This is a genomic window from Aeromonas sp. QDB56, assembly GCF_027705505.1.
Lineage (GTDB): Bacteria > Pseudomonadota > Gammaproteobacteria > Enterobacterales > Aeromonadaceae > Aeromonas > Aeromonas caviae.
On record NZ_JAPDBZ010000130.1, the window covers coordinates 1 to 11,485 of the forward strand.

Here is an 11,485-nt window from a genome sequence, read left to right on the forward strand (position 1 = left end):
CACATCCCGGCACTCGAGTCCCCCGCCTTGGCTGCTACCTTCCGGTCCTGACCAGGTCGACGGGTTATCAATGCGAGCCCAAATAAATCAGGCACTTGGGGATGGAACTGATTGCCATCACAGTGTTCTGAAACCTCAACAAGCGAGAATCCGCCGGAAGTACGGTCATCCACATCAAGTGGACATGCTTAAATTGGTAACAAACAGGCCAATCCTACCCGCCCTCTCCCGTACACTGCAAGCACCTCATTACAGGCCCCATCCCCTCCCTCAACAGCTCAATAATCAACCCAATATTGAGCAAAATGAAATCTAATGGTAACTTTGGGTCTCACTTAAACCCGAGGTGACATATGGCTACGAACACAGGCAAAGGCTATCGACAAGGTTCCGTCAACGACCGTACCCAAGTTCAGAACCCGGTTAATGGGAACTGGACGAAACGCGATACGGATAGCGGCAAGTTTATCGAGCAGAAACAAGGTGGGGAGCCCTTCAAAGGGGTAGCCAAAGAAACCGACAACCGCCGGAAGTGAGTTCATCGATGACCGACCAGTGTTCTTGTGGCCAGCCCCTCAACCATTCAGTTGTGTTCCATCAAAACGGGCAGAAACTCAAAAGCTGCCCGAGCTGTTCAGAACAGGCTGGCGTTCATGTGTTCTATCGGGCAGGAGAATTCGGATTCAGACGGATGGCTGGTGTAACCAGGATACAATCATGGTGCCGTGGTTGCCGAGCCAAGCACCGCTACCGGCTTGATGCCTTGCATACCTGCTAAAGAAAAGGAGCTCTGATGTGAGCTCCTTCAAGTCTACTAGGCCAGAATCGCCACTGCCGGAAACAGCAGAAGCAAATGGAACACCAACAGGATCGGGGTCGGATAGCCCTGCACCTTCCCCAGCTCCTCTTTTACCCCCTCTGATAACGCATCGCTATTACGGTAGCAAGGCAGTACGAAGAGCATGGCAAAACCGAGGTAGACCATACCGGCACCTATCTGGCCCACAGCTTCGTACTGTGACATCGCGAAATCAATCAAGGGGTTCCCAGCCATGCCATCACGTTTAAAGCGGATAAACCATCCGAACATGATGCCTGCTGTTGTCATACCAACCGACGCCAGGGCAATGACTCGTAGCTTACTCTGAGCCATCCCTATCGCCCTCAGCCGCTTTTCGAGGCAGATAAAGCTGATCAGGGCCCAGTGGAATGACCAAAAGGCCGCGACCAACAGCATGATCGGCAAGCCAGGGAAGCGATTTGACCGAAAGCCTGCCATTCCCAACCCAAAGTAGAACACGATGACTACCACTGCAGTTAACCATATCCCCCACAAGTGAGCCTTTAACATCCCTGAGAGGTAGGCGTTGTAACTGCATATGCCCCCCCGCTGGTAGGGATTATTGTTGACCTCACTTGAATCTAGCTCAGGGTCTCTACGCAGCGACTGCTTCAGCCACAGACGATAACGGGCCCATTTGCTCGCCATCTGTGTCGAAAACGTCTCCCGCTGCTCGAAGAACCGGCCGGACTCTTGTTTCGTCTTCTCTTGTTCCATGTCGTTTTCCTTGTTGTCAAAACTATTCATTCGCCAGACAGTCCACGCAAGATCCGCTGCACACTGGAGAGACTGATCCCCGTTCGACGTGCGATTTCGGCCTTGGCTAGTCCCCGTTCAGCGAGTGACAGCACCTCCTCCCCTTTAGCCATGGCGGTCGGCTTGCGACCTTTGTAGACCCCACGCTGTTTTGCCATAGCAATCCCTTCTGCCTGACGCTCCAGCATCAGCTCCCGCTCAAACGTGGCGATGGCACCGATCATGGTTAACATCAGTTTTCCGGTAGGTGTCGAGGTATCGATACCCAGATTCAAAATCCTCAGAGCAACCCGCTTAGCGTGCAGGTACTCTGAGATCTCCAACAGATGGCGAGTGTTGCGAGCCAAGCGATCCAGCTTGGTCACCATCACCACGTCTCCCTCACGAACAAAATCCAGCATCAACGCGAGCTGAGGGCGGTCATCCTTTGCACCGCTCACCTTCTCCCTGAATATCTTGCTGCACTCGGCCAGAGCCTGAAGCTGGGCATCCAGGCTCTGCCCCACAGTGCTGACACGTGCATATCCCACCAGTGCCATGGTCTCCTCCTGGTCAATAGGGCAAGGTACACTGACGCGACCGGTCAGAAGGTCGAAAGGAACCCATATGACCGGCAAAAAGTGGCACTTTCGCTCGCGTCACACGGGCTTGGTCTATTGACCTGTGCCAGTGATACAAATGAAAGCGGGCCGCTCCGTGATGGAGGGCCCGCAGGGTGGTCAACCAGATGCTCTGGCCGCTCTATCTATTGGTCATGCAGGGTGCCGACCGGGGGATCTCAATGACGCGTCGCCCCGCCCGGCATCCGCAATACCTTGGCCAGCTCCTCGGCATGAGCCTTGTCACGGGCGATGAGGCGGATCATCAGGGTTCCCCCTGCAATGGCAACCAGAGTCACCGAGGTCAGGATCATTTTGTTCATGGGTAGTCCTCTTCGTTCATGTTGTAGAAGTGTGGCGGCATGTAGCGGGCCATCATCGCGTTGACGATGACAGACGCAAACGCCGTCAGTGCTGCCTTCAACGCATCCAGCAGCAAGGTTTTCATGAAGTCATTCATGGCGATTACTCAGGGGTTATCTTCAGTCGGTAGACCTCCATCCGGTGGTAGTCGAGAAAGTTCCTCTCCCAGAGCCGGTAGAGGTCCATGGTGGTGGCCAGCGGCCGCTCTCCACACCAGAGCTGTGCTGCCAGCCCGGCGTTGAAGTCAAAATCGAGATCCTTGACCAGCTCCCCACCGAGGTAAGTGAACTCGGTGACGTAGGCCATCCCCCAGCTACCAGCCCGTTTTTCCAGACGGATTTCGACCGGACGGTAACCGCCAGTGTCGGCGGAATAATCGGGACTACGGAAGTTGAGGGTCAGGGCAGTGGCATCGGGGTAGCTGCCGATGATCTTGGTGAACAAAGCCTGTAGCGGTTTGGATGGGGTCATAGCAGCCCCCTGTCGGCAAACGAGACGATGTCGTGTTGTCCCACCACAAAGTGGTCGAGCACTCGCACGTCTACCATCTCGAGCAGATCCTTGAGACGAATAGTAATCGCTTTGTCTGCGTCTGAAGGGTCGACCATACCGGAGGGATGATTGTGGGCCAGAATGACCGCTGCGGCATTTCTGTTGAGGGCCGCCTTGACCACCTCACGGGGATGAATAGTGCCCGCATTGATGGTGCCGAAGAACAGCTCCTGGTAATCGAGTAGTCGGTGTTGATTGTCCAGCAGCATGACGGCAAACACTTCCCGCTCGTACTCCCCCATCTTGAGCCGCAGGAAGTCTGCTGCCGCTTTGGGCTGAGTGAAGACGTGGCCCAGATGCCGCTGTCGGCTTTCCAGAATCGCTAATGCCTGATTGATGATGTGATCGCCCTGTCCGGGGTGATCGTCGTAGTGATGTGTCATAACAGTAACCTCGCGTCGTTTTGGTACACGAGTTACTTATGCCAGGGGGCCTGGCTGTTATTGAATCCGAGCAGGGCTGGTATAAGAAGTGCAGGGGCCCACATTCACCTACGAGCCCTCTTATAAATTTTTAGACGGATTTCACGGTTTTCTCGATTATGACGCGATATGTTGTTGAAAACCTCCCAAAAGAGGAGGGGGAAACTGGGGATTACTGACGAGTCAAAACTTTTAACAATCTATTTTTAAAGGAAAAAAACATGTCAACAACTCATTTTGTCCCCGCTCAGCCCAGTGAGTACGGTTACATCATTGTTGAACCAAATGACAACGGAGAAACGACCCTTGAGCGTTACCCATTGCTCGGGTACGCCGTCAAGATTACAGAAGGTGAGTCAGAAGACTTCAAGATACAGACACAACCAGTCTGCACAACAGGTGAGAGCTTCACCCCGAACTTCATCCAGCGCTATGACGGCACCTTCAGTCAATCGGAAGGCGATCAACTCTGCTACTCCCTGTCAGAGATGATGAACCATTTCGGTTTCGAAGCAGATGATCTGCATACTCTGCCCCCGGCAAATGCCAAAGAGCTATCAGGATACGTCTGGCGTCCACTGCGGAACCCGCAAGGCTAATATCTGCTGATTTTGAATCTGGCCCTTTTGCCCGCCATCAAAGGCAAAGGGGTCATTTTGGATGTTCAATCTGCTTAAATTTCAGCATTTTATAGAACTTTTTCTGTATGAAATCTCGTAGAAAAAGTTCTTAAATCTGCCAAAATTTCAGCAGATCGGCAGACCTCCTCGACCTACCTAGCCTAGGATGGTGTTCCCGCCTCTTTTGATCGGGCTCGTTGCCGCTGAAGGAGCACGTCAGCCCTAACATGCACCTCCAGCAAACGCCTACTGGCTCGGTGTCCGTAATGACTGATGGCCAGCCAGTCCCTCGAGCAACAAGTCCAGCAGCATATTCTGCAATGCCCTGGCCTTATCGGGGTGAGAGAGGTACGTCAGCGACATGCCCTGCTGGGTTTCCATTCGTCCGATGACGGCTTCATCCACTGCATTCGGGAAATCGCCATGCAGAATCGATTCCCGTGGGTTATTGCGGACCTGCTCCATCAGGGGGCCGTTCTCGCTTAGCTTGCTGACCATCCCCTGCACCCAGTCGAGCTTGTCCCCATCAGTCACTTCCAGGCCAAACAGATCGTTCATCCGAGCCAGCAGTTCGGAGAGGAAATCCTTCTTCTCCTCTTTCGGCTTGGCGCTGCCGAGGGAGGCGATCCCCTCCAACCCATAACCGGCAGCATTCTCTTTGAGTTGCAGATCCTGGGTCCGCTTGGCCTTAAGGTGGTAGTGGCTCAGCATCACCGAGGAAAGGTCTACTTGCTCTTCATCCAACACCTCTTCCCGCAGCAGGGGCAGCAGGTGGCGTGCAAAGACACACAGCCGCTCCATGTCGTAATCGTCGAAGGGGGTGATCTGGGAGACAAACTCGTAGAACCGCACATAGCCGTTGAGGTTCTTCTTGAACAGCTCCAACACCGAACGGGCTTCCCCGGCCTCTTTCAACCGCCGCTCGGCGTTGGCCTGATCACTCCCTGAGCCGCCCTGTTCGATCAGCCACTTGAGCTGGGTCCGGCACTCCCGAATAGCATCGATGGCCAGCCGGTAACGCTTGGCGAAGCGATCTCTGGCCGGAACGGCGTGCCGCAAGAAGGCATCGGCCCCCCGTTTGGGGTCGAAGTAGGCATCGGTAAACGCCACCACCTCGGGCCAGGTGAAGATCCCTTCGCCCTTGAGCTTGTGAAACAGGTCATAGATCAGGTTGGGATCCGACACTGAGTCCAGCGTGGCGGTTTCGTAATACTTCTGGAACTCTTCCAGCACATCCTGCGGGTCGTTCACGAAGTCGAGTACATAGGTACTCTCCTTGCCCGGATAGGTGCGATTGAGCCGCGATAGGGTCTGGATGCAGTCCACCCCGGTCAGCTTCTTGTCCACATACATGGCACACAGCTTGGGCTGATCGAACCCGGTCTGGAACTTGTTGGCCACCAGCATCACCTGATAGTCAGCCGTATCGAACGCCTTACGCATGTCCCTGCCCTTCAGCTCCGGATTCATGTTCCGCTCGTTCCACGTCTGTCCCTCGTCCTCGATGTCGCCCGAGAAGGCCACCATGGCCCGAATGGCTTGATAGCCTTGGTCCTTAACGTATTTGTCGAACGCCAGCTTGTAGCGGACCGCCTCCATCCGGCTGCTGGTTACCACCATCGCCTTGGCTTGACCGGCCAGCAGCGGTGCAACGTGCTGGCGGAAGTGCTCGACTATCACCTGCACTTTCTGGCCAATGTTGTGCGGGTGCAGCCGGACCCACTGGGATAGCTTGCGCTTGGCCTTCTTGCTGTCCACTTCTGCATCAGCCGCTTCGCTCTCCATCGCCAGCTTATAGGCCAGTTGGTAGCTGGTGTAGTTCCGCAGCACGTCAAGGATGAACCCCTCCTCGATCGCCTGGCGCATGGTGTAAACGTGGAACGGCTCGGGTTTGTTCTCATCCGAAATGGGCAGATGGGGCTTGGGCGGGCAACCGAACAGCTCCAGCGTCTTGGCCTTCGGGGTAGCAGTGAAGGCGAAGTAGCTGATGTTCTGACTGCCGCCACGGGCAGCCAAAGTCAGGTTCATCACATCCTCGGCCGAGAGCTCTTCTTCATCATTGAGCTGCTCGGCCATCAACACCTCACGCAACTGGCGGGCGGTCTTACCGGTCTGGCTGGAGTGGGCCTCGTCGGCAACCACCGCAAAGCGACTGGCTTTGAGGCTGGTGCTCTCCTGGATGGCCTTGAGCACATGAGGGAAGGTCTGGATGGTGACGATGATGATGGGGGTGCCGCTGGCCAGTGCCTCGGCCAATTGGGCTGACTTGCTGCCATCCCCCTCTTCCCGATTGATGCGGGAGATCACCCCGGATGCGTGATCGAACTGAGCGATGGTCTCCTGCAATTGACTATCGAGCACGGTCCGATCGGTGACCACGATGACCGAGTTGAACAGCTTTTCTCCGTCACGTCGCAGGGAGGCCAGCTGATGGGTCAGCCAGGCGATGGAGTTGGACTTGCCAGAGCCCGCCGAGTGCTGGATGAGATACTTCTGGCCGCTCCCTTCCTGCTGGAGCGTCTCCAGCAGCGTCTCCACCACCTTCCACTGGTGGTAGCGGGGGAAGATCATCGTCTCTTTCTTCTTACGACGGCCAAGGGCGTCCTCATCAAAGGTGACTTGCAGATGTAGATAGCGACCCAGAATATTGAGGAAGGTCTCAGGCGCGAAAATCTCCTGCCATAGGTACTCGCTGGCATAGCCTGTCTCAGGCTGATCGTTCCCTGCCCCACCCTTGGCGGTGCCCCGGTTGAACGGCAGGAAGAAGGTATCTGCTCCGGCCAGCTTGGTGGTCATCGCCACCTCAAACTGATTGACGGCAAAGTGCACCAGCGCCCCCCGCCTGAAGGCCAGCAAGGGCTCACGCTTGCCCGCCGTCACCAATGGGCGGTCGACGCGGTACTGCTGCTTGGCGTTCTCCAGACTCTGTTTGAAGCAAGACTTGAGCTCCAGCGTTGCCACCGGAATACCGTTGAGAAACAGAGTGAGATCGAGTCGTCCCTCATAGCCATGGGGGCTGTAGACCAGCTCCGGCACCACCCGCAGTCGGTTCTTGGCATACCGCTCGACCAGTTCTGGGTTAAGGTCATGGTCGGGCTTGAAGGTGGCCACCGCCAGCCGGTGCCCTCGATCCTCTACCTGATGACGGAGTAACCACAAGGAGCCCCGCTCATCGCTGTCAAGGGATCGAGCCACGGCGTTGAGCAGATGACGCTCTGGCTCCTCACCGTAGGTCTTGCAGTATTTCTGCCACCCCTCTGGCTGGCTCTCCTGCACATAGGCGATCACATCTTCCGGGTAGAGTGCTCGCTCTTTGTCGTAGCGAGACGACTCACCGACCAGCCAACCTGATGCAGCCAGTTGCTCGATGATATGGTCCTGAAAGGCTTTTTCCCGAGCCCTATTTTCCAAACTGAGGTCCAGGCTCATGGCTGACCCCCTCGGGCCAGCAGTACCTGATAAAGCGACTGCATCGCCGCCAGATGCCCCGGCAGACGGCTATAGATCTCGACCGCAAGAGCTTCCTTGTAGGTATGCGAGGTCAGGTTGCGATCTTTGAGCATCGACAACCAGACCGTCTCATCGGCCAGCCAGTGGGCCGCATAGGCTTGGCTCATGCACTCACGGGGGGTATTGGCTTCGATACCTTCCGCCGCCAGCGCCTTTTTCAGGGTCTTCCAGGTCAGTTCGATACAGAACTCGAAGCGTTGGATGCTGGCATCGACCACCAGCGGTTGGCTCGCGTCATAGCTCAGGGATTCGGCGAGACGTTGCAGGGCGTTGCCAAGGGCAACCAGATTCAGATCCAGACTCATTGCACTTCCTTAAGGCGTCATTCGTCGGTAGAGAGGCACCCTGTCACGCAGGATGGCCTGATACAGCGGGCTCTGGGGCGACTCCTCATCGAGTCGCACACAATCGATAGGGAGCAGGGTATCGGCCTCATCGACGATCGCCAACACCTGTTGCCATTGCGCCTCGCTGGCGGAGGGGCACTCGATGGCCAGATCGATATCGGAGCGTTCACGCTGCTCACCCCGGGCTCGCGAGCCAAATAGCCAGATCGCCTCGACAAACGGTAATCTCGCCAGTGCCTGTAGAAATTGGTAATCGGCAAGCTGCATACCAGACCTCAGTATTTCTTATGCTCATTGGCTTGGCTGTAGAGAAGGAATTCCATCTGCGACATGATACGGGCTTCTTCACGCAGACGGCGACCCTGATCGCGGCAAAACAGTACCCGGTTGGCATCGACAATCGCAAAGGCAAGCGGAATGGGCGCCTGATTGATATCGACCACCGATAACTGCCCCTCGGCCAGCCCCAAGGCTCGCTGCCAGTCGAGGGCCAGCAACTCGGGCCGCAACCGGTTATCCAGAGAGTCAACCAATTTGACGGGGTCGAAGGCTACCGCCAGATCCCAATCGCTATGGGGCCCAGCGTTCCCCTTGGCGTGGGAACCATAGAGCCACAGCACCATCACCTCGGGGTGAGCGGCGGCGAGTGCGGCTAACTGTGCGGTGAGGGTAGGCAGAGTCATACCATTCACTCCTGTGCGAGAAAACGAGAAGGTCTGATAACGCGATCGTCCGATTACGCTTCGCTAATCGAACCTACGGGCTCACCAGCAGCAGATCGATACGATCTTGCTCGCGAAATACCTGCAGGTCGTCGTAATCGCAGAGATCGATATCGAGCAGAGATACTTCGCCACTACGCCGATCCGGCAAGTCATAGAGCAACCTTGAAAGCAGTGACTCAAAGAAGCGAGAGCCCAAACCATGGGGCTCACGGGGATTAAAGAGGGTGCCGAGAAAATGGGAGTGGCGGATCTCCTGACGCACCATCCCCATCGCTTCAAACAGGTTGAACTCGGAGACCATCCCCCCCAGCTTATCGAGCTCCTTGCTATCGAAAATCAGCTCCGTCAGCGAGCGGTACTGCTCGTCATTGCTGGTTGAAGCAATCGCATCAGTCGCCTCGGTTTTCGGCATTGCACTCATGCAGCAACCTCGTCGGCGGGTGGCGTCCAGCCCCGTAGGTCGATCTTGCCGGTGACTGCGGCGGAGATCAGGGCAGTACGGCGTTCTTTAAGCAGCAACACACCAGCCTCAGCCTTCACTACTAACCTTTCAATCTGCAGGTCAACCTGCGATATTCTTTGCCCAATAAGAGACTGCTCTTCTATTGGTGGAACTGCTATCGAGAGCATACTTATTCGTTCAACAGATATACCTGGCTGGGCGGCAGAAACAGAATACTGACCTAAGTCCATAAATCTCAAAAATTCAGACAAGAACCTAACATCAAATTGAATTCGAGGATAAACAACCACAGCGTGCTCGGAAGCAAAGAATTTTCCATCGGCTACATTAACATTGCCACATAGTGCCCCCTGACGTCCAATAAGAGCATAGGTCCCATTACAGTTGAACTGTTCACAGTAGCCCCGAAGTCCATTCCCGCCATAAACCGGATAAGTGCCCTCTGGCTCAATTTCATTCGACGTAATTCCGTCCCCACTTTTAAGTGACAAAACATAACTCAATTTGACTACAGCCCAATGCTCCGGCACTTGGCCAAGCCACTCGACGCCGGAGTCTTTCATGGGGGCCTTGGGGTTGAGGCCCTTGGTGACAGCGTGGGAGATCACCGCCTGCCGCTTCTCTTTAAGCAGCTCGATCAGCCGCTGCTGCTGGGCAATCAGCCGATCAATCCGGGCAGTTTCATAGTCGAGGAAGGCCGCAATTATATTTTGTTCAAGCAACGATACAGGCCAACTTACAAGAGTATTCCCGACTTGGTCCGAGCTGATATTTAGTTGTGCTGTACCAGTTGCGGCAAGTGAAACCTGCTGTTTAAATCCATTTGATTGAATTATGTACCAGAGAAAACCATCATCTACCGCTCGTAAAAAGAAGCGACCTACTCGCTGATTTAATGCGCAAGGAAGATCGTCACCTTGAACCTTAGCTATATTTTCTATGCTACCTGACATCCCCATAACGATATCCCCAGTAGCTAGATAAAACTCAGGCTTAACATCTATCTCAGGAACACGAACAGCATCATCCAGACTTAATCCCCCACTATTCAATATGTTGTTCATCCGAACAATTGGCACACCTTCAGATGAATTAAAGGTATCCCCCTTAAAAGCAAAACCAGCCTGCAAGTATGCAATTCTTTTTAATGGACCATTCAGCCAACCACTTGGAATTTTCGCCATCCAAGAGTAACTACTGTTATTGTATTCAGGGTATGGTTGATATTTACCCACTCGCTCTGCCTGATGTTCTATCACACTCATGAATGCACCTCCGCCAGCAGTTGCATGATCTCCTTGGCGACCGCATCGAGATCGGCGTCGATGGCTGCCAGCTCGCGGGGCGGCTGGTACTGATAGAAGTGGCGGTTAAAGGGGATCTCATAACCGACGATGCCCACCTGACCATCGAGCGGATCGGTTTTGCTGGTGTCAATCCAGGCATCCGGCACATGGGGCAGCACCTCACGCTTCAGATATTCATGAATGTCTTCCCCCAGCGGCACATTTTCGTTATCCCGCAGATCCGCATTAGCCTCCTGCTCGCCCTTGGTTTTACACACTTCGGCGGCGTCGTCCTGCTCAGCCAGATGGCTCACCAGCAGCTTAAAGGCCGGGGCTGGTAGCTTGACCTCCCCCAGCAACTTGGTCAGCTGCTTTTTGAATTTGTCGCGAGAGAGCAACTTGGTTTCGCTGAACTGGCCCAGGGCCGTCAGAATGGCAGACTGCAAGGTGCCATCGAGCTTGGCCCAGCCCTTGTCGGCGGTGAGACTGGCGAGCCGCTCGGCATCCTGCGGGTAGAACGCCAGTTTCAGCGGCCGCTCCACCGTGATACGGCGATAACCGAAGGCGGTGGTGGGGAAGATCTTGGCGATCGGGCTCGCCTCAAAACGGCTGGCGAGACGCACTACTTCCTCGATGGCTTCTTCGCTCAGTTGCTTACGCTTGGAGCCCAACGACTTACGCATGGGGCTGTGCATGTCGCTGGCGTTGATCAGCAGCACCTTGCCCTTACGCTCCGCCGGTTTGTGGTTCGACAGCACCCAGATATAGGTGGCGATGCCGGTGTTGTAGAACATGTCGGTGGGCAAGGCCACCAGGGTATCGAGCAGGTCGTGCTCGAGGATATAGCGGCGGATCTCGCTCTCGCCGCTACCCGCCCCACCGGTAAAGAGCGGAGAGCCGTTGAGGATGATGCCGATGCGGGCGCCCTCCGGCTTCATCTTGGCGATCAGATGTTGCAGGAACAAGAGTGAGCCGTCAGAGACACGGGGCAGACCTGCCCC

General features: G+C 55.4%; 15 protein-coding genes and 1 other RNA gene. 2 read left to right on the forward strand and 14 right to left on the reverse strand.

The genetic code is table 11. From position 1 onward, the window contains the following. Positions 1 to 3: 3 nt before the first annotated feature. An RNA gene (ffs, locus tag OKB81_RS16345) (signal recognition particle sRNA small type) lies at positions 4 to 82 on the reverse strand. A gap of 271 nt (positions 83 to 353) precedes the next feature. Here ffs and OKB81_RS16350 point away from each other — a divergent pair. Next, positions 354 to 536: a hypothetical protein gene (locus tag OKB81_RS16350; RefSeq protein ID WP_021230269.1), complete on the forward strand. Its 183-nt coding sequence runs from the start codon at positions 354 to 356 to the stop codon at positions 534 to 536. A gap of 278 nt (positions 537 to 814) precedes the next feature. Here the strand turns inward: OKB81_RS16350 and OKB81_RS16355 are convergent, their stop codons facing one another. The 6 genes from OKB81_RS16355 to radC form a co-directional block, all read right to left on the reverse strand. Then, positions 815 to 1,558, reverse strand: coding sequence for a hypothetical protein (locus OKB81_RS16355; RefSeq protein ID WP_157160912.1), 744 nt, complete (start codon positions 1,556 to 1,558; stop codon positions 815 to 817). Positions 1,559 to 1,584: 26 nt separating this feature from the next. Continuing rightward, the gene (locus OKB81_RS16360; RefSeq protein ID WP_060389232.1) at positions 1,585 to 2,136 is read right to left on the reverse strand and encodes a recombinase family protein; all 552 of its coding nucleotides are present in this window, start codon (positions 2,134 to 2,136) and stop codon (positions 1,585 to 1,587) included. Positions 2,137 to 2,375: 239 nt separating this feature from the next. Next, positions 2,376 to 2,519 carry a hypothetical protein gene (locus OKB81_RS16365; protein ID WP_005345168.1) on the reverse strand — a complete coding sequence of 48 codons (144 nt, stop codon included), beginning with the start codon at positions 2,517 to 2,519 and terminating at the stop codon, positions 2,376 to 2,378. Then, the gene (locus tag OKB81_RS16370) at positions 2,516 to 2,644 is read right to left on the reverse strand and encodes a hypothetical protein (RefSeq protein ID WP_254902196.1); all 129 of its coding nucleotides are present in this window, start codon (positions 2,642 to 2,644) and stop codon (positions 2,516 to 2,518) included. Before OKB81_RS16370 ends, OKB81_RS16365 begins: the two co-directional genes overlap by 4 nt. Before the next feature lie 17 nt (positions 2,645 to 2,661). Further along, complete coding sequence (locus OKB81_RS16375) at positions 2,662 to 3,030, reverse strand: DUF2787 family protein (protein ID WP_270805320.1); 369 nt, start codon at positions 3,028 to 3,030, stop codon at positions 2,662 to 2,664. After that, entirely contained in the window at positions 3,027 to 3,494 is a 468-nt protein-coding gene (gene radC, locus OKB81_RS16380; RefSeq protein WP_128273155.1) for a RadC family protein, read from the reverse strand. The genes OKB81_RS16375 and radC overlap by 4 nt, the downstream gene beginning before the upstream one ends. 260 nt (positions 3,495 to 3,754) lie before the next feature. On the opposite strand from radC, the gene OKB81_RS16385 reads away from it, so the two are divergent. Continuing rightward, positions 3,755 to 4,132, forward strand: a complete 378-nt coding sequence (locus OKB81_RS16385) for a hypothetical protein (RefSeq protein ID WP_270805321.1) — start codon at positions 3,755 to 3,757, stop codon at positions 4,130 to 4,132. A gap of 267 nt (positions 4,133 to 4,399) precedes the next feature. On the opposite strand, the gene OKB81_RS16390 is transcribed toward OKB81_RS16385, so the two are convergent. The 7 genes from OKB81_RS16390 to OKB81_RS16420 form a co-directional block, all read right to left on the reverse strand. Continuing rightward, positions 4,400 to 7,582, reverse strand: a complete 3,183-nt coding sequence (locus tag OKB81_RS16390) for a type I restriction endonuclease subunit R (RefSeq protein ID WP_270805322.1) — start codon at positions 7,580 to 7,582, stop codon at positions 4,400 to 4,402. Next, the gene (locus OKB81_RS16395; protein WP_005345157.1) at positions 7,579 to 7,968 is read right to left on the reverse strand and encodes an HI0074 family nucleotidyltransferase substrate-binding subunit; all 390 of its coding nucleotides are present in this window, start codon (positions 7,966 to 7,968) and stop codon (positions 7,579 to 7,581) included. The genes OKB81_RS16390 and OKB81_RS16395 overlap by 4 nt, the downstream gene beginning before the upstream one ends. Before the next feature lie 9 nt (positions 7,969 to 7,977). After that, positions 7,978 to 8,277: a nucleotidyltransferase family protein gene (locus OKB81_RS16400; RefSeq protein WP_270805323.1), complete on the reverse strand. Its 300-nt coding sequence runs from the start codon at positions 8,275 to 8,277 to the stop codon at positions 7,978 to 7,980. Positions 8,278 to 8,285: 8 nt separating this feature from the next. Further along, positions 8,286 to 8,693, reverse strand: coding sequence for a type VII toxin-antitoxin system MntA family adenylyltransferase antitoxin (gene mntA, locus OKB81_RS16405; protein ID WP_024943932.1), 408 nt, complete (start codon positions 8,691 to 8,693; stop codon positions 8,286 to 8,288). 73 nt (positions 8,694 to 8,766) lie between these two features. Further along, positions 8,767 to 9,156 (reverse strand): PD-(D/E)XK nuclease family protein, encoded by a 390-nt coding sequence (locus OKB81_RS16410; protein ID WP_270805324.1) that lies wholly within the window; start codon positions 9,154 to 9,156, stop codon positions 8,767 to 8,769. Further along, positions 9,153 to 10,463: a restriction endonuclease subunit S gene (locus OKB81_RS16415; protein ID WP_270805325.1), complete on the reverse strand. Its 1,311-nt coding sequence runs from the start codon at positions 10,461 to 10,463 to the stop codon at positions 9,153 to 9,155. The genes OKB81_RS16410 and OKB81_RS16415 overlap by 4 nt, the downstream gene beginning before the upstream one ends. Next, on the reverse strand, positions 10,460 to 11,485 hold a 1,026-nt coding region (locus OKB81_RS16420; RefSeq protein WP_270805326.1), incomplete at its 5' end, for an HsdM family class I SAM-dependent methyltransferase. The genes OKB81_RS16415 and OKB81_RS16420, both read right to left, overlap by 4 nt.

Coding starts and splice junctions, on each gene's coding strand:
- OKB81_RS16365 (WP_005345168.1), bottom strand. CDS start 2,519: ATGAACAAAATGATCCTGACCTCGGTGACTCTGGTTGCCATTGCAGGG.
- OKB81_RS16375 (WP_270805320.1), bottom strand. CDS start 3,030: ATGACCCCATCCAAACCGCTACAGGCTTTGTTCACCAAGATCATCGGC.
- OKB81_RS16385 (WP_270805321.1), top strand. CDS start 3,755: ATGTCAACAACTCATTTTGTCCCCGCTCAGCCCAGTGAGTACGGTTAC.
- OKB81_RS16395 (WP_005345157.1), bottom strand. CDS start 7,968: ATGAGTCTGGATCTGAATCTGGTTGCCCTTGGCAACGCCCTGCAACGT.
- radC (WP_128273155.1), bottom strand. CDS start 3,494: ATGACACATCACTACGACGATCACCCCGGACAGGGCGATCACATCATC.
- OKB81_RS16355 (WP_157160912.1), bottom strand. CDS start 1,558: ATGGAACAAGAGAAGACGAAACAAGAGTCCGGCCGGTTCTTCGAGCAG.
- mntA (WP_024943932.1), bottom strand. CDS start 8,693: ATGACTCTGCCTACCCTCACCGCACAGTTAGCCGCACTCGCCGCCGCT.
- OKB81_RS16390 (WP_270805322.1), bottom strand. CDS start 7,582: ATGAGCCTGGACCTCAGTTTGGAAAATAGGGCTCGGGAAAAAGCCTTT.
- OKB81_RS16360 (WP_060389232.1), bottom strand. CDS start 2,136: ATGGCACTGGTGGGATATGCACGTGTCAGCACTGTGGGGCAGAGCCTG.
- OKB81_RS16415 (WP_270805325.1), bottom strand. CDS start 10,463: ATGAGTGTGATAGAACATCAGGCAGAGCGAGTGGGTAAATATCAACCA.
- OKB81_RS16410 (WP_270805324.1), bottom strand. CDS start 9,156: ATGAGTGCAATGCCGAAAACCGAGGCGACTGATGCGATTGCTTCAACC.
- OKB81_RS16400 (WP_270805323.1), bottom strand. CDS start 8,277: ATGCAGCTTGCCGATTACCAATTTCTACAGGCACTGGCGAGATTACCG.
- OKB81_RS16350 (WP_021230269.1), top strand. CDS start 354: ATGGCTACGAACACAGGCAAAGGCTATCGACAAGGTTCCGTCAACGAC.
- OKB81_RS16370 (WP_254902196.1), bottom strand. CDS start 2,644: ATGAAAACCTTGCTGCTGGATGCGTTGAAGGCAGCACTGACGGCGTTT.